This window comes from Streptomyces sp. NPDC101132 (genome assembly GCF_044759225.1).
In the GTDB taxonomy this organism is placed as follows: Bacteria; Actinomycetota; Actinomycetes; order Streptomycetales; family Streptomycetaceae; genus Streptomyces.
Window position 1 is genome coordinate 191,822 of the sequence record NZ_JBIVYX010000005.1, and the last position, 23,073, is coordinate 214,894.

A 23,073-nucleotide genomic window follows, 5' to 3' on the forward strand; every position below is an offset into this window, starting at 1 on the left:
GTTCGGGCGAACGGGCGAGATCCGGCCTCTGAGCCCCTCACCGCCCTACGATGATGGTCACCCTGCCGGAGTCGATCGGCGCCGAGGTCACCCTCGACGTCGCGGAGATCCTGCAGGCCGCGACCCCGCGCGCCACGTAGCGGCCCCTGACGCAACGCGAAGGCCCCGCCCCCGGTGTGCACCGGGGCGGGGCCTTCCGACTGACCGTCAGGCCGCCGGCTTCGGCGGGACCGTGAAGGTGTAGAGGTGCATGGTGTTGGCGTACCCGCAGGTGTTGCCCGAGGTGATGTAGCGGCCCGCCTCGATGGCCTCGCCGAGGCCCTCTCCGGCCCCGCCGGCGACCTTGATGCGCATCTTGACGTCCTTGACGGCGCCCGCCTTCACGGAAACCGGCACCGCCTGGAAGGCCAGGTGGCTGATGGTCAGCGGCTGCCAGCGGCGGGCCGTCCCGTCCCACCACTGCACGGCGGTCTTCCGCTGCTCGCGGACCGGGCTGTACTGCGTGGCGCCGGCGTCCACCTGTACGCCCACCGCCTTCAGCCTGCCGGCGGAGGTGTTCTTCACCCGGAAGGTGAACGGGGTCCAGGTGCCGGCGGGCACCACCTCCGGCAGGCCCACCAGCTCGGTGGTCATCCGGGTCTTCGGGTAGGCGTCGTGCGCGGTGCAGGCAGCGAAGGGATCGACGGGCGGCTCGGGTGCGCCGGCGGCGCCGGCCGCGCCGGGCGCTCCCAGGAGCAGGGCGGGCGCGGCGAGGGCCGCGAGGGCACGGCGAAGGTTCATGGTTCCCCCCAGGGGTGTGGATCGGTCGGCCCGCGCGTGGTCGGCGCGCGAGGCGGGTTGATCATATGCATCCCGGTTCCGCCCCTTCTGCGACCCCCTCCCCTGAACATGCTCAACTCCAGGCTTGAACGTGTTCAAAGACGGGGCTAGAGTCCTTCCTGCAAGCACTTTGAACACGTTCAAGAGGGGGGTGGGGTCATGGACCTCACTGTGGTCGCCTACATCGCCTACCTGCTCATCAGCGTCGGCCTCACCGTCTGGGTGGCACGCACGCTCAGCCGCAACGGGCGGATCTTCATCGCCGACGTGCTGCACGGCAACGAGAAGCTCGCGGACGCCGTGAACCACCTGCTGGTGGTCGGCTTCTACCTGGTCAACCTCGGCTTCGTCAGCCTCTACCTGAAGGCCGCGGAGGACATCCCCGACGCCGCGAGCCTCTTCGAGGCGCTCTCGGCCAAGCTCGGCGTCGTCCTGCTCGTCCTCGGCGTGATGCACCTCGGCAACGTCTGGGTGCTCAACAGGATGCGCCGCCGCGGGATCATGGAGCGGGACAACACCCCGCCGGTGCAGCCCCAGGGCTGGACCGCTCCGGCCGGGGCCTGAGCCGTGACCACGGCCCGGGTGAGGCCCGTACGGAGCCTGACGGTCCTCTACGACGCCCAGTGCCCGCTCTGCGTGCACCTGCGCAACTGGCTGCTCGCGCAGCGCCGCCTGGTCCCGCTGGCCCTGGTGCCGGCCGCCTCCTTCGAGGCCAGGCGCCGCTTCCCGCGGCTCGACCACGAGGCGACGCTCCGCGAGATCACGGTGGTCAGCGACCAGGGAGCCGTCTACACCGGCACCCACGCCTTCATCATGTGCCTGTGGGCCCTGGCCGAACACCGGCCCCGGGCCCGCTGGCTGGCCACCCCGGCCGGCATGCCCTTCGCCCGCGCGACGATGCTCGCCGCGGCCAAGGTGCGGGAAAGCACGACGCGCTGTGATGATCGGTGCGCGGTACCCGGATAGGCTCGGACACCGTGACTGAAGCAAAGCCCGCCAAGAGCGAGCAGACCCGCACGCTCATCCTGGAGACCGCGCTCCGGCTCTTCCAGGAGCGCGGTTACGACAAGACGACGATGCGGGCCATCGCCAAGGAGGCCGGGGTCTCCGTCGGCAACGCGTACTACTACTTCGAGTCCAAGGAGCACCTGGTCCAGGGGTTCTACGACCGGATCGGCGCCGAGCACCAGGCGGCGGTCCGGCCGATCCTGGAGCAGGAGACGGACCTGCAGACCCGGCTCACCGGGGTACTGACGTCCTGGCTCGACATCGCGGCGCCGTACCACGAGTTCGCGGCGCAGTTCTTCAAGAACGCCGCGGACCCGGAGAGCCCGCTCAGCCCCTTCTCCCCGGAGTCGGAGCCCGCCCGCAAGCAGGCGATCGACATGCACCGGGAGGTGCTGGCGGGCGCGAAGACCAAGGTGCCCGAGGAGCTCGCCGACGTACTGCCCGAGCTGATGTGGCTCTCGCAGATGGGCCTGGTCCTCTACTGGGTCTTCGACCGGTCCGAGAACAGCGAGCGGACCCGCCGGCTCGCCCAGCGCGGCGCCCAGCTCACCACCCGCGGCATCGTGCTGGCCCGCTTCCGGGTGCTGCGGCCGCTGGTGCGCGAAGTGCACGAACTCTTCACGGACTTCCTCCCGGGGATGGCGCAGGCCGCCACCGCCCGGAAGGGGTCCGCGAAGGACTGAGGGCCGGTCAGAGCCAGTTCAGGTCCCACAGGCGCCACACGCCGGTGCCGTCGGAGAGGTTCTGGGCGCCGGTCACCGCGTCGCGGCTGATCACGTAGTCCTTCTTCTGCCAGATCGGCATCATGGGGACCTTCTGCGCGATCAGCCGCTGCAGCTCGCGGAAGTCGTTCGCGGCCATGCCGCGGTCGCTGTAGGACTGGGTGCGCGTGATCAGCTGCTGGACGGCGGGGTCCGAGAAGCCGTTGTTCATGCTGGAGTCGGCGCCGACGAGCGGGGCGGTGAAGTTGTCCGGGTCCGGGAAGTCGGCGATCCAGCCGATCGTGTACGCGTCGAAGCCGCCGGCCGCGTACTTCTTCTGGAAGGCCGTCCAGTCGGGCTGCACGTCGATGGTGACCTTGAACAGCCCGGTCTCCTCAAGCTGCTGCTTGATCTCCTCGGCCTCGGCCACGTTGGCGCCGCGCTTGTTGATCCCGAGGGTGAACGAGACCGGCGTCTCCACGCCCGCTTCCTTCAGCAGGGCCTTGGCGGTGGCCGTGCTGGGCTGCGGGTAGGTGTCGTAGAACGGCGTGGTGTGGCCGCCGATGCCCTTCGGGATCAGCGAGTACAGCGGCTGGACCGTGCCCTCGAAGGTCAGGCCGGCCAGCTTGTTGCGGTCGATGACGGCCGCGACGGCCTGCCGCACCTCGCGGTCCGCGAACGCGGACTTCTTGCGGACGTTGAACACCATCGAGCGGATCTCGGAACCACCGGACTCGTGGTAACGCGTGTCCTTCATGCCCGGGTTGAGACCGGCCAGCACCTTGGGCGGCAGCTCGCGGTGGGCCACGTCGACCTCCCGCTCCTCCCAGGCGCTGTTGAGCTCGTCGGAGTCCTCGTAGTACTTGATGGTGACCGGGACCGGCGGCTGCTTGGCGTCACCCTTGTAGGACTCGTTCGGCGTCAGCTCGATCTGGCCCTTCGTGGAGGCCTTGAGCACGTACGGACCCGAGCCGTCCAGGGCGCCGCCGGTGCGCAGCGACTTCGCCGGGTACTTCTCCTTGTCCACGATCGAACCGGCACCGGTCGCGATCTTGAACGGGAAGGTGGCGTCCCGCGCGCTGAGGTTGAAGGTGACCGTACGGTCCTGCGCCGTGACCGACTTCAGCGTGTTGAGCAGCGGCAGCGGACCCTGGTCCGAGGCGATCGCCTTGATGCGGTCGAAGGAGAACTTCACGTCCTCCGCCGTCACCTCGCGCCCGTTGGAGAAGGTGAGGCCGGGGCGGAGCTCGCACTGGTAGGTGGTGAGCTTCGTGCCGATGAACTTGCACGAGCTGGCCGCGTCCGGGACGGGCTGGTCCGCGCCGCCCTTGATGGTCAGCAGCGACTGGTACACGTTGCTGTACAGCGCCCACGAACCGGCGTCGTACGCGCCGGCGGGGTCGAGATTGGACACGACGTCGGTCGTGCCGACCACGATCGCGTCCTTCTTGTTCCCGTCTGAGGGCAGGAGTTGCCAAGCCCCCACGCCCGCGACCAACACAACAGATCCGGCCGCGAGGGCCCCTATAGCCACACGTCGCATGACGCGAAATCCTCCATGCCCCACCGAGCCGGCGGCCCCCTATTGCCGTCGGCTCCTGCAAACGCCGCTCACTCAATCACGGAAATTTCACAAGTGGAAGGGCGTGTCGGCACAGGTTCCGGCAGATTACGTCTGATAAGACGCAAGCTCTACGACGGTGATGTCCGAGGGCGCACCGACACGAACCGGCGGCCCCCAGGCGCCGGCACCGCGCGACACGTACAACTGTGTGTCGCCGTACCGCTCCAGACCGGCCACCGTCGGGTTGGCGAGATCCGCGAGGTACTCCCCCGGCCACATCTGGCCGCCGTGGGTGTGCCCGGACAGCTGCAGGTCCACGCCGTACCGCACGGCGTCGTGGATGACGACCGGCTGGTGGGCCAGCAGCACCGAGGCGCGGGCGCGGTCCCGGTCGCCGAGGGCCCTGGCGAAGTCGGGGCCGTGGCCCTCGCGCTCGCCGGCCACGTCGTTGACCCCGGCGAGGTCGAAGCCGGGCATCTCGGTGCGGGCGTTCTCCAGGGGGTGCAGGCCGAGTTCGCGGACGTGGTCGACCCACTGCTGGGCGCCGGAGAAGTACTCGTGGTTGCCGGTGACGAAGAAGCTGCCGTGCCGGGAGCGGATCCGGGCCAGGGGCTCGGCCGCCGGGCCGAGGTCCGCGACGTCGCCGTCCACCAGGTCGCCGACGACGGCGACGAGGTCGGGCTGGGTGGAGTTGATGGTGTCGACGATGCGCTGGGTGTGGGCCCGGCCGAGCACCGGCCCGAGGTGGACGTCACTGACGACGGCGATGCGGAAGCCGTGCTGGGCGCGGGGCAGCCGGGCCAGCGGGACGGTGACCCGCTTGACGCGGGGGCCGCGCAGCACGCCGTACGTTCCCTGGCCGACCGTCGCGAGGGCCGCCGCCGCGGCCACGCCGCCCAGCGTCCGGGCCACGAACACCCGGCGGGTGGTGCCGGTCGCGCCGGCCGGGGTCTCCTCGGGCGCCGGCGGGGCGGGGGTGGCGTCCGCTCCGGGGCGGCCGGGCTCCGGTGCCGCCTCCGGCACCCGGACCGGCTCGGGGGCGGGGGCGGGTACGGGCGCGGGGGCCGCCGCCCGCGACCGGCGGAGCCAGACGGCCCGTACCGGTTCCAGCGCCAGCATGGCCAGCGTCAGGTACAGCAGGACCGCCAGCCAGAGGTAGCCGGGCCAGGAGACGACCTGCTGGAGCAGGAAGGGCGCGCCGGCGCGGCCCGCGGTCAGCGCGGCCAGCGAGAGCAGCGGCAGCGCGATCAGGGCGGTCGTGCCCGAGCGGCGCGCCCATCCCGTCAGGCCCGTGTCACGGACCAGGCGGATCCACAGCCAGCGGTGCACCAGCGCCAGGAGCGCCAGGACGGCCAGCACGACGAGGACGACCACGACGACCGTCATCGTGATTCACGCCGCAGAGCGCGGACCCCGCGCAACCCGATCAGACCGACGCCCGTCCCCAGGAGAAACGACGTGATGGCCAGCGCCAGGTGCACCCAGAAGTAGCCGGTCGGGTCACCCGCGTCGTCGAAGGCGAGGCCACTGCCGTCCTTCCACAGGTTCTTGACGAAGGTGATCCAGATGACCCAGCTCCACGCCCCGAAGGCGAGCAGGAACCAGGAGGCGGCTCGGCTCAGTCTCATGGGCCCAGTATCGGCTCCGTCCCCAGGACGGCGGCGTCGGGGTGGGCTGTCCCGGCGGCAGTTCCGGCGGTTTGGACCGAGCGGGTCGGCAAGCACGCGGACTGCATGTACTTTCACCTGCGTGTCTGCCAAGAAGACCGCGCTGACGGTCCTTTCCGCCGCGCTGCTGCTCCCCGCCCTCACCGCGGGTCCCGCCCTCGCCGACGACAAGCCCGGCAGCAAGGGCCAGGGGAAGCTGCAGCCCGCTCCCCCCGCCTCGATGTCCACGGTGGGCGGGACCCTGCTGGGCAAGCCGGGCACCCAGGTGCAGCTCGGGCCGGGCGCGCCCGCGCTGCCCAAGCAGCTGTCGGGCCGGTCCTGGATCGTGGCGGACGCCGAGTCGGGCGAGGTGCTCGCCGCGCACAACGCGCACTGGCGGCTGCCCCCGGCCTCCACGCTGAAGATGCTCTTCGCGGACACCGTGCTGCCCACCCTGCCCAAGGAGCAGGTCCACAAGGTCACCGAGCAGGAGCTGGCGGGGGTGGGCCCGGGCAGCAGCACGGTCGGGCTCAAGGAGGACCTGGAGTACTCGGTCCACGACCTGTGGCTCGGGGTGTTCCTGCGGTCCGGGAACGACGCGGTGCACGTCCTGTCCGCGATGAACGGCGGGATCCCCAAGACCGTCGACGACATGCAGGCCCACGCCGAGGAGCTCCAGGCCCTGGACACCCAGGTGGTCTCGCCGGACGGGTACGACGCCCCCGGCCAGGTCTCCAGCGCGTACGACCTCACGCTGTTCGCCCGCTCCGGGATGCAGAAGAAGGACTTCCGCGAGTACTGCGCGACGGCGACCGCCAAGTTCCCCGGCGACCAGAAGCCGGGCAAGCCCCGCGAGACCTTCGAGATCCAGAACACCAACCGGCTGATGACCGGTGCGCTCGGCATGACCCCGTACCAGGGCATCGCGGGCGTGAAGAACGGCAACACCACCATGGCCGGCTCCACCTTCACCGGCGTCGCGCAGCGCGGCGACAAGAAGCTGCTGGTCACGGTGATGAACCCGAGCGAGGGCGGCGGCAACGCCGTCTACGAGGAGACCGCCGCCCTGCTGGACTGGGGCTTCGCGGCCGCCGGGAAGGTCACCCCGGTCGGCGAGCTGGTCCCGCCGAAGAGCGCCGACACCACCAACCTCGGCGCCCCCGCGCAGAGCCACGAGTCCAAGCCGGCGGCCGTCGGGGCGGACACCCCCGGCGGCATGGGCACGGCGGCGGCGGTGACCGGCGGCGCGCTGGCCGTGCTGGCGGGCGGCGCCTTCCTCGTCAACCGCCGCTGGCCGCGCCGCCGTCGGGACCCGCGCCCCGACGCCTGACCGTCGGGCCGCCCGGGTCCGGCTCGGTACGGGCCCCCGCGGGCCCGCCGGGCGGCTCCGCGCCGTCCGCCGGGGCCGCGGGCGCCTCCGGCTCCCCCGGGGCCTCAGAGGGCTCAGGAGCCTCCGCCGGCCCTTCCGGCCCCGTGGCCGTCCAGGCCGAGCAGTACAGGAGCAGCTTCGCGGTGAAGTTGATCCACAGCAGCAGGGCGACGGGCACGCCGAAGGCCCCGTACATGCTCTTGGTCGCGACCCCCTGGAAGTAGCCGCTCAGCAGCAGCTTCAGGAGCTCGAAGCCGACCGCGAAGATCAGCGCGGCCACGATCAGGCGGCGGCGCGGCGGCTGCACGCCGGGCAGCAGCGTCAGCACGTAGAGCAGCAGCAGGAAGGCCGCCAGCACGCCCACCAGGAAGGCGGCGGCCCGCAGCACCACCCCGCCCACACCGCCCTGGGGCACGCCCAGCCACTCGGCGGTCCTGCCCACGGCGCTGGACCCGAAGACCGACGCGGCGGCCGAGACGAGGCCCGCGGCGCCCAGCCCGAGCAGCACCAGCCCGTCCTTGCCCTTGCGGACGAACGGGTTGCCCTCGTCCTCGTCGTCCTGCTCCCAGACGGCACGCAGGCAGTCCCGCATCGAGCCCACCCAGCCGATGCCGGTGAAGAGCAGCAGCGCGCCGGCGACGAGGCCGACCGTGCCGGCGTTGTCGACCAGTCCCCCGATGTTGAGCTGCTCGGAGATGCCGGGCACCTGCTCGGAGAGGCTCTTCTCCAGCTCGTCCAGCTGGTCGTCGCTGAGCAGGGCCGCGCCGACCGCGGCCGCGACGGTGATCAGCGGGAAGAGCGCGAGGAAGCTGATGAAGGTGATCGCCGCGGCGAGGCGGGTCCAGTGGACCCGGTCGAGCCGCTCGTACGAGCGCCACGCGTGCGTCCGCATCAGGCGGCCGGCCGCCGGCCCGACGACGGGAAGGTTCCTCAGCCAGTCCATGCGCTCACCGTAGGGGCGGGGGCACGGAAAAAGAACGAAGGGTGATCACCGGCCCGTCGTGTGAAATCACCCGAATCGTCACTTTGGGTGGATACGTTCGGTGCCATGACCACCACCGGCCGCACGCGCCCGTTCCGTTCCCTGGTGCTGCGGAGCCTGAAGTTCCGCGCCCGCAGGTTCTCCGGCTACGCCTGGAGCGTCGGTTCGTCCCGGTGGGCGCACTGCGCGGGCACGCCGGCCGCGCCGCTGCCGAAGGGGTACTCCCGCAGCTTGCGCCAGACGCCGTCCGAGCCCTGCTCGTACAGCGCGAAACCGGTGGAGACCCACTCGGCCTCGAAGTCCGCGAGCTCCGCGTAGGCCCGGTCCATCGCCTCCTCGGCGATCCCGTGGGCCACGGTCACGTGCGGGTGGTACGGGAACTGCAGGTCCCTCCGGAGGGGGCCGTCCGGGTCCCGGACCTCGCCCTGGATCCGGGCGCAGGCCTCGCCGCCCTCGGCGACCTTGACGAAGACCACCGGCGACAGCGGGCGGAAGGTGCCGGTGCCGGCCAGCCGCACCACGAAGGGACGGCCCGCGGCGGCCACCTCGGACAGGTGCGCCCGGATCTCCGCCAGCCGGTCCGCCTCGACCTCGGTGGGCGGCACGAGGGTGATGTGCGTGGGGATGCCGTGCGCGGCGGCGTCCCCGAAGCCGGCGCGCCGCTCCTGGAGCAGGCTGCCGTACGGCTCCGGGACCGCGATCGAAACGCCGAGCGTTACGGTCCCCACGTGGTCTCCTCGTGATCGTCTGCTGTGTGCGGCCTGTGGGCCGCGGGGTGTGCCGACCCCAGTGTGGGGCCAGCACCCCCGATCCGGCCAGGGGCCTTGGTCGCCAGTGCTGTCCCGCCGGCGTACCAGGGCTGTATCAGTGCTTCGCCGGGAGGAACCCGAGCCGGTCGTAGGCCTGCGCGAGCGTCTCCGCGGCGACCGCGCGGGCCTTCTCGGCGCCCTTGGCCAGGATCGAGTCCAGCGTCTCCGGGTCGTCCAGGTATTCCTGCGTGCGCTGCTTGAAGGGTGTGACGAAGTCGACCACGACCTCGGCCAGCTCCGTCTTCAGCGCGCCGTAGCCCTTGCCCTCGTACTTCTGTTCAAGCTCGGCCACGGGGGTGTCCGTGAGCGTGGAGTAGATGGTCAGCAGGTTGCTGATGCCGGGCTTCTGCTCCGCGTCGAACCGGATCACCGTGTCGGTGTCGGTGACCGCGCTCTTGATCTTCTTCGCGGTGGCCTTGGGCTCGTCGAGGAGGTTGATCAGGCCCTTGGGGTTGGCGGTGGACTTGCTCATCTTCGCCGTCGGGTCCTGGAGGTCGTAGATCTTCGCGACCTCCTTGACGATGTGCGCGGCCGGGATGGTGAAGGTCTGGCCGAAGCGCTGGTTGAACCGCTCCGCGAGGTCGCGGGTCAGCTCGATGTGCTGGCGCTGGTCCTCGCCGACCGGGACGGCGTTCGCCTGGTAGAGCAGGATGTCCGCGACCTGGAGGATCGGGTACGTGAAGAGGCCGACGGTGGCGTTGCCCGCGCCCTGCTTCGCCGACTTGTCCTTGAACTGGGTCATCCGGCTGGCCTCGCCGAAGCCGGTCAGGCAGTTCATCACCCAGCCGAGCTGCGCGTGCTCGGGGACGTGGCTCTGCACGAACAGGGTGCACCGGTCCGGGTCGAGGCCGGCCGCGAGCAGCTGCGCGACGGAGAGCCGGGTGTTCTCGCGCAGGGCCGCGGGATCCTGCGGGACGGTGATCGCGTGCAGGTCGACGACCATGTAGAAGGCGTCGTGCGACTCCTGCAGGGCGACGTACTGGCGGATGGCACCGAGGTAGTTCCCGAGGTGGAACGAACCGGAGGTGGGCTGGATACCGGAGAGCGCGCGAGGACGGTCGAAGGGCATGGAGCCATTCTCTCAGGTGCGGGGCGGGTCCTCGGCCGTCCGTGGCCTGATCCCCGCCGGCCCGGCGGTGGCGTGAGGCGGGGATCACACCGGGGGTCCGGACGGTGGACGGTGCCGGTGCCGGTGCCGGTCCCGTGCCGGGTGCCCACCGTTGCCTGCCCGGCTGCCGCTGGGGGTGCTCCAGGCGGTAGGTGCTCCCCGCCCCGCCCTTTCTCCGTTTCCCGGGGCTCCGCCCCGGCCCCCGCTCCTCAAACGCCGGAGGGGCTGGACTGCCCGCGGTGCGGGGGTGCCGGCGGGGGGGTCCCGGGGTCAGGCGGGGAGGCCCGGGGCCGGGAAGGCCGACATGAGGTCCGCCACCTCGGCGCGGACCGCGGCCAGGGCCTCCTCGTCGGACTTCGCGGCCGCCGCGACGCCCCGGTCGATCCACTCAGCCACCAGCGGCATGTGGTCCGGGGTCAGGCCCCGGGAGGTCAGCGAGGGCGTACCGATCCGCACCCCGGACGGGTCGAACGGCTTCCGCGGGTCGTACGGCACCGTGTTGTAGTTGACCACGATCCCCGCCCGGTCCAGCGCCTTCGCCGCCACCTTGCCCGGCACGGCCTTCGGCGTCAGGTCCATCAGGATCAGGTGGTTGTCCGTACCGCCGGAGACCAGGTCGAAGCCCCGCTCCAGCAGCCCCGCGGCCAGCGCCTTGGCGTTGGCGACGACCTGGGCCGCGTACTCCCGGAAGGCGGGCTGCGACGCCTCGTGGAGCGCGACCGCGATGCCCGCGGTGGTCTGGTTGTGCGGGCCGCCCTGGAGGCCCGGGAAGACGGCCTTGTCGATCGCCTTCGCGTGCTCCTCGCGGCACATCAGCATGGCGCCGCGCGGGCCGCGCAGCGTCTTGTGGGTGGTCGTGGACACGACGTCCACGTGCGGTACGGGCGAGGGGTGCGCGCCACCGGCGATCAGGCCCGCGATGTGCGCGACGTCGGCGACCAGCACCGAGCCCGCCTCCTTCGCGATCTCCGCGAACGCGGCGAAGTCGATCGTGCGGGGCAGCGCGGTGCCGCCACAGAAGATCACCTTCGGCCGCTCCTTGAGCGCGATCTCCCGGACCTGGTCGAAGTCGATCAGACCGGTGTCGGCGCGCACGCCGTACTGCACGCCCCGGAACCATGAGCCGGTGGCCGAGACGCCCCAGCCGTGCGTCAGGTGGCCGCCCATCGGCAGCGCCATGCCCATGACGGTGTCGCCGGGCTGCGCGAAGGCGAGGTAGACGGCGAGGTTCGCGGGCGAGCCGGAGTACGGCTGGACGTTGGCGTGGTCCACGCCGAAGACGGCCTTGGCCCGCTCGATGGCCAGGGACTCGACCTGGTCGATGTTCTGCTGGCCCTCGTAGTAGCGGCGGCCCGGGTAGCCCTCGCTGTACTTGTTCTGCAGGACCGTGCCGGAGGCCTCCAGCACGGCGGCGGACACGTAGTTCTCGCTGGGGATCAGGCGCAGGGTCTCGGCCTGCAGCCGCTCCTCGGCGCCGACCAGGGCGGCCAGGGCGGGGTCGGTGGCGGCGAGTGCGGGGTGGCGCGTGCTCATGGCGCTCCTCCGTGGGGTCGATGGCGGTTCGTCCCCGCGGCGGCCCAGGCGAGCGGCCCGCTGGTGCGGTCGTACGCGCACGGCTCCCCCGGAGTTCCTTCTCCGTACGCCAGTCGCCGCGCGTGCGCACAGCCTAGCGGGCACGACGCGCTCCAAGGTTTCTTCGTCCAGCATCCGAGCGACGATAAGAAAGGAGGCCCACCCCCCTCACCCGCAGCAGGACGAACGGAGACCCCGTGTCGACTACAGCAGACGCCATCCGCTCCGCCGAGGCGCACAGCGCGCACAACTACCACCCGCTGCCCGTCGTCGTCGCCTCGGCCGAGGGCGCGTGGATGACGGACGTCGAGGGGCGCCGGTTCCTCGACATGCTCGCGGGCTACTCCGCGCTCAACTTCGGGCACGGCAACCGCCGTCTGCTCGACGCGGCCAGAGCCCAGCTGGAGCGGGTGACGCTCACCTCGCGCGCGTTCCACCACGACCGCTTCGCCGAGTTCTGTACCGAACTCGCCGCGCTGTGCGGCAAGGAGATGGTCCTGCCGATGAACACGGGGGCCGAGGCGGTCGAGACGGCGGTCAAGACCGCCCGCAAGTGGGGCTACGAGGTCAAGGGCGTCCCGGACGGCCACGCCAAGATCGTGGTGGCGGCGAACAACTTCCACGGCCGGACCACGACCATCGTGTCGTTCTCCACCGACCACGAGGCCCGCGACCACTACGGCCCCTACACCCCCGGCTTCGAGATCGTCCCGTACGGCGACCTGACCGCGCTCGACGCGGCCGTCACCGCGCACACGGTGGCCGTGCTGCTCGAACCGATCCAGGGCGAGGCCGGCGTCCTGGTGCCGCCGCCCGGATACCTGGCCGGGGTGCGGGAACTGACGCGGCGGAAGAACGTGCTGTTCATGGCGGACGAGATCCAGTCCGGCCTGGGCCGTACCGGGAAGACCTTCGCCTGCGAGCACGAGGACGTGGTGCCGGACGTCTACGTCCTGGGCAAGGCACTCGGCGGGGGCGTCGTACCGGTCTCCGCGGTGGTCGCCGACCGGGACGTGCTGGGGGTCTTCCGGCCCGGTGAGCACGGCTCGACCTTCGGCGGCAACCCGCTGGCCTGCGCCGTGGGGCTGGAGGTCATCGCGATGCTGCGCTCGGGCGAGTACCAGCAGCGGGCCGCGGAGCTGGGGGACCACCTGCACCGCGAGCTGAACCTGCTGGTGGGCGGCGGCGCGGTGACCGCGGTGCGCGGCCGGGGCCTGTGGGCGGGCGTGGACATCGCCCCCGGGCACGGCACCGGGCGCGAGGTCTCCGAGCGGCTGATGGAACGGGGCGTCCTGGTCAAGGACACGCACGGGTCGACGATCCGGATCGCCCCGCCGCTGGTGATCGCCAAGGAGGACCTGGACTGGGGCCTGGACCAGCTGCGGGCGGTCCTGGCCTGAGCCGTACGGCGCGCGGTCCGGGCCCGAGCCGTACCGCGCGCGGCCCGGGCCCGAGCCGTACGCGGTCCGGGCCCGGTGCCGGCGGGCCCGGTGCCGGCGGGCCCGGTGCCGGCGGGCCCGGTGCCGGCGGGCCCGGTGCCGGCGGGCCCGGTGCCGGCCGGCCCGGCCGCGCGCCGGGTCAGCGGATGACGTGGGGCAGGAAGCGGGCGTACTCGTCCGTGACCAGCCCCGCGGACTCCCGGATGCCCAGCCCCGCCGCCTCGTCCTCGACCACCCACGCGCCCAGCACGGTGCGGTTGCCGTCGAAGTCGGGCAGCGCCGCCAGCTCCTGGTAGACGCAGGGCTCGTCCTCGCGTACGACCGGCTCGGCGCCCGGCTCGTGCACGGAGACCCCGGCGCCCTCCCGGCCCAGCAGCGGCTTGGACACGTACCCGGTCGTCGACGCCAGCTCGCGCGGGCCGTCGAGGTAGGCCGGCAGCAGGTTCGGGTGGCCGGGGAACAGCTCCCAGAGCACCGCCAGCAGCGCCTTGTTGGACAACAGCATCTTCCAGGCCGGCTCGATCCAGCAGGTGGTGCCCGAGCCGCCGCCGTTGTCCAGGGTGTCCAGCACCTGCGGGCCGAAGGCGTCGGTGGCCAGCCACTCCCAGGGGTAGAGCTTGAAGCAGCTGCGGATGAACGCCAGCTGCTCGTCCACGAACCGGCCGCTGAGCCGGTCCCAGCCGATCCGCTCCACCGAGAGGGCCTTCGTGACCAGCCCGGCCTGCTCGGCGGTCTCGCGCAGGTACGCGACCGTCATCAGGTCCTCGCCGAGCTCGTCGGTCTCGGAGTGCGCGAAGTGCACCGGCCCGGGCGGGAGCAGCTCGGCCTGCCGGCGCCAGGCGTCGACCAGCCGCTCGTGCAGCGAGTTCCACTGGTCGGCGCCCGGGAAGCGGTCCTCCATCCAGAACCACTGGGGGCTCGCCGCCTCCACCAGCGAGGTCGGGGTGTCGGCGTTGTACTCCAGCATCCTGGCCGGGCCGGTGCCGTCGTACCGCAGGTCGAACCGCCCGTACAGCGACGGGAGTTCGGCGCGCCGCCGCCACGACTCCGCGATCAGGTCCCGCAGCCGGGGATCGGTGATCCCCAGGTCAGCGAAACGATCCTGCTCGACGATGTGCTCCGCCGCCCTCAGGCACATGGCGTGCAGCTCCTCGACGGTCTCCTCCAGGGCCTCGACCTCGGGGAGGGTGAAGGAGTAGTACGCGCTCTCGTCCCAGTAGGGCGTGAGCGAGCCGTCGGGCTGGCGGGTGAGCGGGTAGATCAGGCCCTGCTCCTCCACGATCCGCTGCCAGTCGGGACGCGGGGTGATGCGATGGCGCTCCACGGTACGGTTCAGCCCCCGCTGGAGCCGGACTTGCCCGAGCCGCCGCCGGACTTGCCGATGCCGCCGCGGGAGACCGCGGACTTGTCGAAGCTGCCGCCGCTCAGCTTGCCGTCCTTGGTGCTGCCGCCGTAGTAGTACGAGCCGCTGCCGCCCTTCTTGCACTGCTTGCCGGGCAGCACCTTGAGCGTCTTCCGGTCGGCGCAGCGGCGGTCCGGGTCCGCGTCCGAGCCGCAGGCGACCAGAGTCGCCGCGAGCAGGCCCATGCCGCCGAGCACGACGGCGCCGGAGCGCATCCGCCGGCTGTTCTTGCTGTCCATCCTGTCCTCCCCCTGGGGTGTCTCGCCCACAGGGTAGAACCGTCCGGGGGGCGATGGAATCCGGCCGGTGCGCAGGCGCTGCACTAAGGTCTCTTTGTGCTCATTGGGATGCTTTGCGCCCTCGGTTCGGCGGTCTGCTTCGGCACGGCCTCGGTCCTCCAGGCCGTCGCGGCCCGTGCCACCGGGCCGGGAACTGGCTCGGGAGTGGATCCGGCGCTGATGCTGCGCGTGCTGCGGCAGTGGCGGTATCTCGCCGGTCTGGGCCTGGACGGGCTCGGCTTCGTGCTCCAGATCATCGCCCTGCGGTCCATCCCCATCTACGCGGTGGGCGCGGCCCTCGCCTCCAGCCTGGCCGTCACGGCGGTGGTGGCGGCCCGGCTGATGCACACGCGGCTGACGCGGACCGAGTGGGCGGCCGTCGCGATGGTGTGCGCCGGGCTGTCGATGCTGGGCATGTCCTCGGGGCCGGAGGGCGACCGGCCCGGCACCCCCGCCCTGGAATGGGCCCTGCTGGCCGCGGCGGTGGCGGTACTGGTGCTGGGCGCGGCGGCCGGGCGCCTGCCGGACCGGCCGCGGGCGCTCGTCCTGGGCCTGGCCTCGGGCACCGGCTTCGGGGTGGTCGAGGTCGCGGTGCGGCTGGTCGACGGGTGGTCGGCGCTCACCAGCCCCGCCCTGTACGCGCTGCTGCTGGGCGGGGCGGCGGGCTTCCTGCTGCTGACCTCGGCCCTCCAGCGCGGTTCGGTCACCACCGCCACGGCCGGGCTGGTGCTGGGCGAGACGATCGGGCCGTCGGTGGTGGGCGTGGTCTGCCTCGGCGACGAGCCGCGGGAGGGCCTGGCCTGGCTGGCCGTCCTGGGCTTCGCGGTGGCCGTGGCGGGCGCCCTGGCCCTCACCCGCTTCGGCGAACCCCCGGAACCGGAGCCGGCGGGGGCGGGGTGAAGTGGCCCGGGCTGCCGTACGGCGGCGCCGCGGCCGTGGCGGGGGCGGCGCCGTGAGGCCCACCGCCTGAGGCCGGGCCACCGGGTCCCGGTACCGGGCGCCCCACCGGCCGGCTCGTGCACTTCGTGGGGGGGTGCCCGGCCGACGGTGCGGGTGCCGGCCGGCCGTGCCGCAGCACCTGCGCCCGGTGCCGGGTGGCCCCGCACCGCGTGGCGGCCCCCGCCGGTCGCTTCGTACGCGTCGTGTCGGCCGCCCGGTCGGCCGGCGTGGGGGCGGGGCGGTGCCCGCACCCCCTCACTCCGCACTCGGGCCGGTTGTCAGGGGGTCGGGGCGAAGTCCTTCAGGGCGGCCGCCTGGATCTCCCGGTGCACCGGCCACCCGCTCGCGGGGGCGGCGACCAGGACGGCGTACATCCGCCCGTCCGGGGTGGTCAGCACCCGTTCGACGCCGCGTCGGCGGCTGCCGGTCTCCGCGCTGTCGTACTCGTACACCAGCTCGGCCGAGCCGTCACCGCGGTCGCCGATCTCGATCTGCGTGAACCCCGGGTTGGCGGAGAGCTGTTCGGACGCGCCCCGGACCGCTTCGAGCGGGGTCATACCGGGCTCGTTCACGCGGAACACCTGCACGAGGGAGGTCCGGTCGGCCGACCGGTAGAACACCCCGGTCTTCAGCTCCTCCCGCTGCCAGCCCTCGGGGACGGTGATGCGGAAGCCCGCCGGGTCGTCCACCAGGCGGTAGCCCGCGGGGGCGGAGGGCGAGGACGAGGGAGAGGGCGAGGGCGAAGCCTGGTCCGACGGCTGGTCGGAGGGCGTCGGCGAGGCCTCCCCCGCGTCGCCGGTCGGGCTGACCGGTGCGGAGGAGAGGACCGGGCTGGGGCGCGGGGCGGGCGTCTCGTCGCCGCGCTGTACGAACCACACGGCCGCGGCACCGGCCGCGAGGGCCGCCACCGCGACGGCGGCGGTCAGCGGGGTCAGCCAGCCCTGGCCGGCGGGCCGGGGCGGCGGCGGAGGCGGCGGCGGAGAAGGGACGAAGGGCCCGCCGGTGGGCCCGTACTGGGGCGGTACGGGCGGGTGCGGCGGCAGCGCGGGAAGGGCGCCGGGGTGGCCACCGGGCGTACCGGGCCACGCCCCGGCCGCCTGGGTCTCGGCGTCGGCCACCGACGCGGCGGCCCCGCCGAGCGGATCGTACGCGGGCCCACCCGCGACGACCGCCCCGAACCCGCCACCCGCGGCCTGCCCGACACCGTGCCCGGCGCCCGCCGCCGGTCCGACACCAGCCCAGGCCCCCGGCGCCTGACCCGAGGTCGGGGCCGGGGCAGGAACCTGACCGGCGCCGCCCGACGACCCACGTGGGGCCGAGCCCTCGGCCGGGGCCGAGCCATCGCCCGGGGCCGAGCCATCGGCCTGGGGCGCGCCCTGGCCCGGGGTCGGGCCTTCGTCCGGGACCGTGCCCTGGCCCGGGGCCGGGCCCTCGGCCGGGGGTGGTGGTGTGGGGGCGGCAGGTGGGTGGTTCGGCTTGTGCTCCGCCGGGCCGGCCGGCTCCTCCGGCGGGCCGAACTCCCAGCGCTGCGTCCGGGGGTTCCAGCGGGGACCGCTCTCCGGCACGGCTCAGCCCCCCAGCAGCTGCGCGACGGCCGCGGCCAGCGCGCCGCCGGAGGCCAGCAGCTCCAGGACCGGTCCGGAGTCGGCGAGCGCGTCGCGCAGCCGGGTCAGCCGGCCCCGCGTGACCTCGCCGGAGGCCTCGTACTCGTCCTCCGCACCGACCAGTTCGGCCTCCAGCACCTCCGTGTGCTCGCTGCGCCGCACCCGCGCCAGGTCGGCCCGCAGCTCCCGGACCGCCCGCAGCAGCTCCTCCTGGGCCGCGTCGCGCGGGGCGCCGTGGAAGACGTTGGTGTTGTTCGCCGTACCGCCCGCGCCGAAGTTGACCGCGCTGCCCTCGATCCGGCCGATCCGGACCGGGCCCGCGGGCTCGGCCCCGTGCTCGGCCCCGTGCTCCGCCCCGTGCGTCCCGTTACCTGCCGCCACCCTTGGCCCCCTTGGCTCCGCTCGCGGTGTTGGTGTTGCTCGCGGTGCCCTTCTCCCCGAAGTTGACCGCGCTGTGGCTGACCGAGTCGACGTACGTCGCGCCCGCGCTCAGGTTGACGATCTTCTGCTCGAACTCGCCCGTCTGCCAACCCGCTTCGTACAGCGCCAGTTTCACCCCCTCCGTCACCCGGTCCTGGATGGTCTTGCGGTACCGGTCGTGGTCCATCTTCTGGAACAGCGACAGCCTGAAGTCGGTGGCCAGTTCCCGCACGGCCCGCTCGGGCCCCGCCGGGCGCGCCCCGCCGTGCCCGGCGGTCAGCACCCGCCACAGGCTCACCACCCCGCGGCCCAGCGTGGCGAGGGCCGCGGTCAGCGAGCGCGGGGCGTGGGCGAGCGCCCAGACCAGCTTCCCGAAGCGGTTGTTGTTCCGGTGGCGCTGCGCGATGTCGTCGGCCTTCTGGAAGGCCTCGCGCACCGGCGGCAGCACGTGCGGGGCGAACTCCAGCATCAGCATGCCGCCCTGGGTGTGCACCCGTACGTACACGGTGACGACCACGTCCTCGTCCCAGCCGCCCACCCGGATGCGCAGGAAGTGGCGCCGCTTCTCGCCGCCCTCCTCGACCGCCCCCGCCCGGTGCAGCTCGAAGTCGCCCTGCCGGGTCGGCGCGGACCCGCGCGTGGGGAGTCCGGCGGCCGGCAGGAACACGCACTCGTCGACCACCAGTTCCCGCAGCCGGTCGAGCACGGCCGCGGCGATCGCCGGGTCCCGGCGCGGCGACGGCACCCGCAGCGCCTCCACCTGCTTCACGATCCGGCCCAGCAGCTGCTCGTTGTCGAGCTGCTCCGGTTTGCGGGTGCCGAAGTCGGTGCGCGGCCTGAGTTCGACGGAGAGGTGCCAGACGTCCCAGGGCCAGCCGGCGCCGCGGAAGGGCGCCGCCGTGTCGTACATGATCAGGGGCGAGTGCTGCTCCGCGCGGATCTGCCGCTGGATGCGGCGGAAGCGTACGCCGACCGCGTGGTCGGCCGGGTCGGAGCGGACGTCGGGGTAGCGCCGCGGGGACAGCTCACCGGCCATCATCCGGGAGAACCGGCCGCGCTGGAGCCCCGCGAGCACGGCCAGCAGCAGGAAGAACAGCACGACGCCCCACGCGTTCTCCAGGAAGCCGCCCTCGTAGTCGGTGTACCAGTACTGCCAGTCGTCCGGGAGCACGAGCTGCTCCAGGTCGACCATGCGGCCGTTCTCGAAGACGAACGCGACGAGCGCGTTGTCGTACCGCTCGTAGTGCGTGCCGGCGTACAGGTTGACGCCCAGGCCGAAGAAGGCGAGGGCCATCAGCAGCCGCGCGTACCAGCGCACCAGCCCGCCGACGAGACGCAGCGGCGGGTTCTTCCTGTCGCGGCTGATCAGCGCGGCCAGGGCCAGCAGCAGGCAGGGCAGCAGGAAGTACGCGAGGAACAGTCCGCCGGTGAGCTTCCAGGCCAGCAGCCAGACCGCGACGACCCCGGCGGCGTACCACAGTTCGGTCCGTCTGGCGCGCAGGGCGTGGGCGAGGACCCGGGCCGCGTCGAAGCCGTGGCTCGGCGCGACCAGGCGCTCCTCGTGGACGTACAGCTCGTCGATGACCTGGTCCCGGAAGGCGGGGTCGAGGTAGACGCCCGCGCACATGAGGCGGCCGGCCTCGCTGGCGGCGGGGGCGACCGGTGGTTTGCCGAGCAGCAGCGGGTCCGGCGGGCGGGGCGACTGGGGCGGTAAGTGGGCCGACTGGGTCATCCGCGCACCCTAGGACCGGCCCTCCGGGCGGTGACAGCGTCAAACGCGCCAAACGCCCCGGCAGGGTTTGCCGGGGCGTTCGGTGGTTCCGGTTCACGGCGCGTCAGCGCGCCGGGGGCCGGGTCAGAGCAGGCCGAGCTCGCGGACCGCGTCGCGCTCCTCGGAGAGCTCCTGCACCGAGGCGTCGATGCGGGTGCGGGAGAACTCGTTGATGTCCAGGCCCTGGACGATCTCGTACGTGCCGTCCTTGCAGACGACGGGGAAGGAGGAGATCAGGCCCTCCGGGACGCCGTAGGAGCCGTCCGACGGGATGCCCATGGAGGTCCAGTCGCCCTCGGCGGTGCCGTTGACCCAGGTGTGGATGTGGTCGATCGCGGCGTTGGCGGCAGAGGCGGCCGAGGAGGCGCCACGGGCCTCGATGATGGCCGCGCCGCGCTTGGCGACGGTCGGGATGAAGGTGTCGGCCAGCCACTGCTCGTCGTTGACGACCTCGGCGGCGTTCTTGCCGGCGATCTCCGCGTGGAAGATGTCCGGGTACTGGGTGGCCGAGTGGTTGCCCCAGATGGTCAGGCGCTTGATGTCGGAGACGGCGGCACCGGTCTTGGCGGCCAGCTGCGAGATCGCGCGGTTGTGGTCCAGGCGGGTCATCGCGGTGAAGCGCTCGCGCGGGACGTCCGGCGCGGCGGCCTGGGCGATCAGGGCGTTGGTGTTGGCCGGGTTGCCGACGACCAGGACCTTGATGTCGTCCGCGGCGTGGTCGTTGATGGCCTTGCCCTGCGGCTTGAAGATGCCGCCGTTGGCGGAGAGCAGGTCACCGCGCTCCATGCCGGCCGTACGCGGGCGGGCGCCGACCAGGAGGGCGACGTTGGCACCGTCGAACGCCTTGTTGGCGTCGTCGGTGATCTCGATGCCGCGCAGCAGCGGGAAGGCGCAGTCGTCGAGCTCCATGGCGGTGCCCTCGGCGGCCTTCAGGCCCTGCGGGATCTCCAGGAGGCGCAGGTTGACCGGCACGTCCGCGCCGAGCAGGTGACCGGAGGCGATGCGGAAGAGCAGCGCGTAGCCGATCTGGCCGGCGGCGCCGGTGACGGTGACATTCACGGGAGTGCGGGTCATGGCCTTCTCCGTTAGACAGCTGGCGGTGGAGCCTCCTGGCCCCATGTGCTGGAGGACGCCGCTTCCCTGTGAATCTTGACGTGAAGAGACATCCGCGGGTCAGGCTATCCGACCCGGGACACGTCCAACCCCCGACCCCGTGTGGTCCGTCGCACACGAGTCGGGGGTTCGAAGGAATGGCGTACGTTCCGCCGTCGATCAGAAGATCAACGCACCGTGAACCGGACGGCGTCCTCCAGGAACGGCACCTCCAGCAGCGGTTCCGGTTCCACGACGAGCGCGAGCAGCACGATCGCCGTGCCGAGCACCCCGTACGTCACCATGTCGGTGAACCGGGAGCGGACGGCCAGCATGCCCACCGAGGGCAGCACCCGCCGCAGCACCGCGGCCGCGATGAGCGCCACGCCGATGATCAGGCAGCCCGCCCGGAACTGGTCCAGGGCGGTGAGCAGCAGCCCGACCGCGGTGGCCCCGAGCACGCTGAGCATCGGCCACTGCCGTGCCGGGGCGGGGGCGTCGCCGGGCGCGGCGCGGCCACCGCCCTCGGGCCGGGCGGTGTCGCGCGTGACCTGGGGGAAGCGGCGGGAGGCCTGCTGCCCCTGCTGCTCCCCCGGGTCCTTGCGCTCAGCCAGCACGGTGCTCGTCCCGCTCCGCCTGTTCGGCCGCCTCCGCCTCGTCGTCGCGCGCCGACCGCTCGGCCGCCTCGACCACGTTGACCAGCAGCTGGGCCCGGGTCATGGGGCCGACGCCGCCCGGGTTCGGGGAGAGCCAGCCGGCCACCTCCGCGACGCCCGGGTGGACGTCGCCGACGATCTTGCCGTTCTCGTCGCGGCTGACGCCGACGTCCAGCACCGCCGCACCCGGCTTGACGTCCTCCGGCTTGACCAGGTGCGGGACCCCGGCCGCGGCCACGATGACGTCGGCCTGGCGCAGCTGCGCGGACAGGTCGCGCGTACCGGTGTGGCACAGGGTCACGGTGGCGTTCTCGGACTTGCGGGTGAGCAGCAGGCCGATGGAGCGGCCGACCGTGACGCCGCGGCCGACGACCGCGACGTGCGCGCCGTTCAGCTCGACGCCGTGGTGGCGGAGCAGGTGCACGATGCCGTAGGGGGTGCAGGGCAGCGGACCCGGCTCGTTGAGGACCAGGCGGCCGAGGTTGGTCGGGTGGAGCCCGTCGGCGTCCTTGGCGGGGTCCATCAGCTCCAGGACGCGGTTGGTGTCGATGCCCTTGGGGAGCGGGAGTTGGACGATGTAGCCCGTGCACTCGGGGTTCGCGTTGAGTTCACGTACGACCGCTTCGATGTCCTCCTGCGTGGCGGTGTCGGGCAGTTCGCGCTGGATCGACGCGATGCCGACCTCGGCGCAGTCCCGGTGCTTTCCGTTGACGTACCAGCGGCTGCCCGGGTCGTCGCCGACCAGCAGCGTTCCCAGGCCGGGGGTGATTCCGCCGGCCTTGAGAGCCGCTACGCGGGCGGTCAGTTCGGACTTGACAGCGGCTGCGGTGGCCTTGCCATCGAGAATCTGGGCAGTCATGACTCCATCCTCCCGGATGGACCCGCCCCGGTTCCACTTCCGCCCGCACACGGGATGGGGGCGGTGTGAAGGGAGGTTGCACTTGCACAACGGGAGCTGCAACCGACTGGACAAGAGCGAGCCGCTCCGACCACGATGGCCGGATAGTAGTGCCGCGGGCAGTGCCGGGGGGGCCGACCGCTCAGATCGTTATTTCCTCCTCGCGCGGCCTTGCGTCCCCGCACTTCCCAACGGAGGAACTCGCAAGATGAGCTTCGGCGACCCGAACAACCCGTACGGGCAGCAGCCCCAGCAGCCCCAGGGCCAGCCCGGCTACGGCTACCCGCAGCAGGCCCCCCAGGGTGTCCCGCCGCAGGGTGGCTACGGCTACCCGCAGCAGGGCCAGCCCGCCTACGGCGCCGTGCCTCCGCAGGCCCCCGGCACCCTCCAGGCCAACAACGGCTACATCAACGTCGCGGGCCTGGGCACCGTCCAGGTGGCGACCATGGGCCGCCGCTTCGGTGCCCGTCTGATCGACGGCGCGATCATCGGTGTCCTGTACTTCATCCTGAGCTCCGTGGTGTTCGCGGGCGCCTTCAGCGCGGCCAACGACATCAAGGACTGCTCGGGCATCGACCCGCTCTCCCCGTCCTACCAGACCTGCGTCAACGAGGCCGCGACCCAGGCCGGCGAGGCCGCGGGCGGCATCTTCGCGGCCTTCTTCGGCGGTCTGCTCATCCTCAGCCTCGCCACCCTCCTCTACGAGTGGCTGATGATCGCGTTCGTCGGCGCGACCGTCGGCAAGATGGCCCTGGGCCTGAAGGTCGTCAAGGAGAACACGGGCCAGGTTCCCGGCATCGGCGGCGGCTTCATCCGCTGGATCATCCCGATGGTCGGCGCCTTCCTCTGCGGCATCGGCCAGATCCTGGTCTACCTCTCCCCCTTCTTCGACAACTCGGGCAAGCTCCAGGGCTGGCACGACCGCGCCGCGGGCACCCTCGTCGTCAAGAAGTAACGCAGTACGGCGAAGGCCGCGTCCCGCAGTGCGGGGCGCGG

Annotated in this window: 23 protein-coding genes; 7 read left to right on the forward strand and 16 right to left on the reverse strand. The window is 72.5% G+C overall.

The annotated features are described in order from the left end of the window. Positions 1-207: 207 nt before the first annotated feature. Positions 208-780 carry a hypothetical protein gene (locus ACIQUR_RS13755; protein ID WP_403663205.1) on the reverse strand — a complete coding sequence of 191 codons (573 nt, stop codon included), beginning with the start codon at positions 778-780 and terminating at the stop codon, positions 208-210. 198 nt (positions 781-978) lie between these two features. On the opposite strand from ACIQUR_RS13755, the gene ACIQUR_RS13760 reads away from it, so the two are divergent. From ACIQUR_RS13760 to ACIQUR_RS13770, 3 genes are read left to right on the forward strand one after another with little or no spacing between them, the layout of a single operon-like run. Next, the gene (locus ACIQUR_RS13760) at positions 979-1,383 is read left to right on the forward strand and encodes a hypothetical protein (RefSeq protein WP_403663208.1); all 405 of its coding nucleotides are present in this window, start codon (positions 979-981) and stop codon (positions 1,381-1,383) included. Positions 1,384-1,401: 18 nt separating this feature from the next. Further along, positions 1,402-1,785, forward strand: coding sequence for a thiol-disulfide oxidoreductase DCC family protein (locus tag ACIQUR_RS13765; RefSeq protein ID WP_403663211.1), 384 nt, complete (start codon positions 1,402-1,404; stop codon positions 1,783-1,785). An 11-nt stretch (positions 1,786-1,796) separates the two neighbouring features. Beyond that, positions 1,797-2,510, forward strand: coding sequence for a TetR family transcriptional regulator (locus ACIQUR_RS13770; RefSeq protein ID WP_399946316.1), 714 nt, complete (start codon positions 1,797-1,799; stop codon positions 2,508-2,510). A 7-nt stretch (positions 2,511-2,517) separates the two neighbouring features. Here ACIQUR_RS13770 and ACIQUR_RS13775 read toward each other — a convergent pair whose 3' ends face one another. The 3 genes from ACIQUR_RS13775 to ACIQUR_RS13785 form a co-directional block, all read right to left on the reverse strand. Beyond that, a complete protein-coding gene (locus ACIQUR_RS13775; protein WP_403663214.1) occupies positions 2,518-4,071 on the reverse strand; it encodes an ABC transporter substrate-binding protein in 1,554 nt (517 codons plus the stop codon). Positions 4,072-4,197: 126 nt separating this feature from the next. Next, entirely contained in the window at positions 4,198-5,478 is a 1,281-nt protein-coding gene (locus ACIQUR_RS13780; protein ID WP_403663217.1) for a metallophosphoesterase, read from the reverse strand. Beyond that, on the reverse strand, positions 5,475-5,720 hold the full coding sequence (locus ACIQUR_RS13785; RefSeq protein ID WP_403663220.1) for an SCO4848 family membrane protein: 246 nt from the start codon (positions 5,718-5,720) through the stop codon (positions 5,475-5,477). Before ACIQUR_RS13785 ends, ACIQUR_RS13780 begins: the two co-directional genes overlap by 4 nt. 121 nt (positions 5,721-5,841) lie before the next feature. Here ACIQUR_RS13785 and ACIQUR_RS13790 point away from each other — a divergent pair, with 121 nt between their 5' ends. Then, complete coding sequence (locus tag ACIQUR_RS13790; RefSeq protein WP_403663223.1) at positions 5,842-7,068, forward strand: D-alanyl-D-alanine carboxypeptidase family protein; 1,227 nt, start codon at positions 5,842-5,844, stop codon at positions 7,066-7,068. On the opposite strand, the gene ACIQUR_RS13795 is transcribed toward ACIQUR_RS13790, so the two are convergent. From ACIQUR_RS13795 to glyA, 4 genes are all read right to left on the reverse strand, one after another. Then, positions 7,019-8,050 carry a YhjD/YihY/BrkB family envelope integrity protein gene (locus ACIQUR_RS13795; protein ID WP_403663226.1) on the reverse strand — a complete coding sequence of 344 codons (1,032 nt, stop codon included), beginning with the start codon at positions 8,048-8,050 and terminating at the stop codon, positions 7,019-7,021. The genes ACIQUR_RS13790 and ACIQUR_RS13795 overlap by 50 nt on opposite strands. 185 nt (positions 8,051-8,235) lie before the next feature. After that, positions 8,236-8,817: a 2'-5' RNA ligase family protein gene (locus ACIQUR_RS13800; protein ID WP_403663229.1), complete on the reverse strand. Its 582-nt coding sequence runs from the start codon at positions 8,815-8,817 to the stop codon at positions 8,236-8,238. A gap of 136 nt (positions 8,818-8,953) precedes the next feature. Beyond that, positions 8,954-9,967, reverse strand: a complete 1,014-nt coding sequence (gene trpS, locus ACIQUR_RS13805; RefSeq protein WP_403663232.1) for a tryptophan--tRNA ligase — start codon at positions 9,965-9,967, stop codon at positions 8,954-8,956. A 309-nt stretch (positions 9,968-10,276) separates the two neighbouring features. Then, a complete protein-coding gene (gene glyA / locus ACIQUR_RS13810; RefSeq protein ID WP_403663235.1) occupies positions 10,277-11,539 on the reverse strand; it encodes a serine hydroxymethyltransferase in 1,263 nt (420 codons plus the stop codon). Positions 11,540-11,775: 236 nt separating this feature from the next. Between glyA and rocD the strand changes: the two genes are divergently transcribed. Beyond that, on the forward strand, positions 11,776-12,978 hold the full coding sequence (gene rocD / locus ACIQUR_RS13815; RefSeq protein ID WP_403663238.1) for an ornithine--oxo-acid transaminase: 1,203 nt from the start codon (positions 11,776-11,778) through the stop codon (positions 12,976-12,978). Positions 12,979-13,156: 178 nt separating this feature from the next. On the opposite strand, the gene ACIQUR_RS13820 is transcribed toward rocD, so the two are convergent. Together ACIQUR_RS13820 and ACIQUR_RS13825 are read right to left on the reverse strand one after the other, a co-directional pair. Beyond that, positions 13,157-14,341, reverse strand: a complete 1,185-nt coding sequence (locus ACIQUR_RS13820) for a glutathionylspermidine synthase family protein (protein WP_403663241.1) — start codon at positions 14,339-14,341, stop codon at positions 13,157-13,159. An 8-nt stretch (positions 14,342-14,349) separates the two neighbouring features. Continuing rightward, positions 14,350-14,658: a hypothetical protein gene (locus ACIQUR_RS13825; protein WP_403663244.1), complete on the reverse strand. Its 309-nt coding sequence runs from the start codon at positions 14,656-14,658 to the stop codon at positions 14,350-14,352. A 108-nt stretch (positions 14,659-14,766) separates the two neighbouring features. On the opposite strand from ACIQUR_RS13825, the gene ACIQUR_RS13830 reads away from it, so the two are divergent. After that, a complete protein-coding gene (locus tag ACIQUR_RS13830; RefSeq protein WP_403663247.1) occupies positions 14,767-15,597 on the forward strand; it encodes a DMT family transporter in 831 nt (276 codons plus the stop codon). Between the two features lie 317 nt (positions 15,598-15,914). Here ACIQUR_RS13830 and ACIQUR_RS13835 read toward each other — a convergent pair whose 3' ends face one another. The 6 genes from ACIQUR_RS13835 to ACIQUR_RS13860 all read right to left on the reverse strand — a co-directional run bounded on the left by ACIQUR_RS13835 (position 15,915) and on the right by ACIQUR_RS13860 (position 22,038). Further along, positions 15,915-16,754 (reverse strand): serine/arginine repetitive matrix protein 2, encoded by an 840-nt coding sequence (locus tag ACIQUR_RS13835; protein WP_403663250.1) that lies wholly within the window; start codon positions 16,752-16,754, stop codon positions 15,915-15,917. 450 nt (positions 16,755-17,204) lie between these two features. Then, positions 17,205-17,621, reverse strand: coding sequence for a hypothetical protein (locus ACIQUR_RS13840; protein ID WP_403663253.1), 417 nt, complete (start codon positions 17,619-17,621; stop codon positions 17,205-17,207). Next, positions 17,608-19,392 carry a hypothetical protein gene (locus ACIQUR_RS13845; protein WP_403663256.1) on the reverse strand — a complete coding sequence of 595 codons (1,785 nt, stop codon included), beginning with the start codon at positions 19,390-19,392 and terminating at the stop codon, positions 17,608-17,610. Before ACIQUR_RS13845 ends, ACIQUR_RS13840 begins: the two co-directional genes overlap by 14 nt. A gap of 123 nt (positions 19,393-19,515) precedes the next feature. After that, the gene (locus ACIQUR_RS13850; protein WP_403663259.1) at positions 19,516-20,505 is read right to left on the reverse strand and encodes a malate dehydrogenase; all 990 of its coding nucleotides are present in this window, start codon (positions 20,503-20,505) and stop codon (positions 19,516-19,518) included. 206 nt (positions 20,506-20,711) lie between these two features. Continuing rightward, the gene (locus ACIQUR_RS13855; RefSeq protein ID WP_403663262.1) at positions 20,712-21,140 is read right to left on the reverse strand and encodes a DUF3017 domain-containing protein; all 429 of its coding nucleotides are present in this window, start codon (positions 21,138-21,140) and stop codon (positions 20,712-20,714) included. Beyond that, positions 21,130-22,038 carry a bifunctional methylenetetrahydrofolate dehydrogenase/methenyltetrahydrofolate cyclohydrolase gene (locus ACIQUR_RS13860; protein WP_399946268.1) on the reverse strand — a complete coding sequence of 303 codons (909 nt, stop codon included), beginning with the start codon at positions 22,036-22,038 and terminating at the stop codon, positions 21,130-21,132. Before ACIQUR_RS13860 ends, ACIQUR_RS13855 begins: the two co-directional genes overlap by 11 nt. 247 nt (positions 22,039-22,285) lie before the next feature. On the opposite strand from ACIQUR_RS13860, the gene ACIQUR_RS13865 reads away from it, so the two are divergent. Continuing rightward, positions 22,286-23,032, forward strand: coding sequence for an RDD family protein (locus ACIQUR_RS13865; protein WP_403663265.1), 747 nt, complete (start codon positions 22,286-22,288; stop codon positions 23,030-23,032). Positions 23,033-23,073: the final 41 nt, after the last annotated feature.

What these genes read in the sequence shown, in the direction of transcription:
- ACIQUR_RS13780 (WP_403663217.1), bottom strand. Translation starts at nt 5,478, where the DNA reads ATGACGGTCGTCGTGGTCGTCCTCGTCGTGCTGGCCGTCCTGGCGCTC.
- ACIQUR_RS13830 (WP_403663247.1), top strand. Translation starts at nt 14,767, where the DNA reads ATGCTTTGCGCCCTCGGTTCGGCGGTCTGCTTCGGCACGGCCTCGGTC.
- ACIQUR_RS13850 (WP_403663259.1), bottom strand. Translation starts at nt 20,505, where the DNA reads ATGACCCGCACTCCCGTGAATGTCACCGTCACCGGCGCCGCCGGCCAG.
- ACIQUR_RS13755 (WP_403663205.1), bottom strand. Translation starts at nt 780, where the DNA reads ATGAACCTTCGCCGTGCCCTCGCGGCCCTCGCCGCGCCCGCCCTGCTC.
- ACIQUR_RS13775 (WP_403663214.1), bottom strand. Translation starts at nt 4,071, where the DNA reads ATGCGACGTGTGGCTATAGGGGCCCTCGCGGCCGGATCTGTTGTGTTG.
- glyA (WP_403663235.1), bottom strand. Translation starts at nt 11,539, where the DNA reads ATGAGCACGCGCCACCCCGCACTCGCCGCCACCGACCCCGCCCTGGCC.
- trpS (WP_403663232.1), bottom strand. Translation starts at nt 9,967, where the DNA reads ATGCCCTTCGACCGTCCTCGCGCGCTCTCCGGTATCCAGCCCACCTCC.
- ACIQUR_RS13825 (WP_403663244.1), bottom strand. Translation starts at nt 14,658, where the DNA reads ATGGACAGCAAGAACAGCCGGCGGATGCGCTCCGGCGCCGTCGTGCTC.
- ACIQUR_RS13865 (WP_403663265.1), top strand. Translation starts at nt 22,286, where the DNA reads ATGAGCTTCGGCGACCCGAACAACCCGTACGGGCAGCAGCCCCAGCAG.
- ACIQUR_RS13785 (WP_403663220.1), bottom strand. Translation starts at nt 5,720, where the DNA reads ATGAGACTGAGCCGAGCCGCCTCCTGGTTCCTGCTCGCCTTCGGGGCG.
- ACIQUR_RS13795 (WP_403663226.1), bottom strand. Translation starts at nt 8,050, where the DNA reads ATGGACTGGCTGAGGAACCTTCCCGTCGTCGGGCCGGCGGCCGGCCGC.
- ACIQUR_RS13760 (WP_403663208.1), top strand. Translation starts at nt 979, where the DNA reads ATGGACCTCACTGTGGTCGCCTACATCGCCTACCTGCTCATCAGCGTC.
- ACIQUR_RS13860 (WP_399946268.1), bottom strand. Translation starts at nt 22,038, where the DNA reads ATGACTGCCCAGATTCTCGATGGCAAGGCCACCGCAGCCGCTGTCAAG.
- ACIQUR_RS13845 (WP_403663256.1), bottom strand. Translation starts at nt 19,392, where the DNA reads ATGACCCAGTCGGCCCACTTACCGCCCCAGTCGCCCCGCCCGCCGGAC.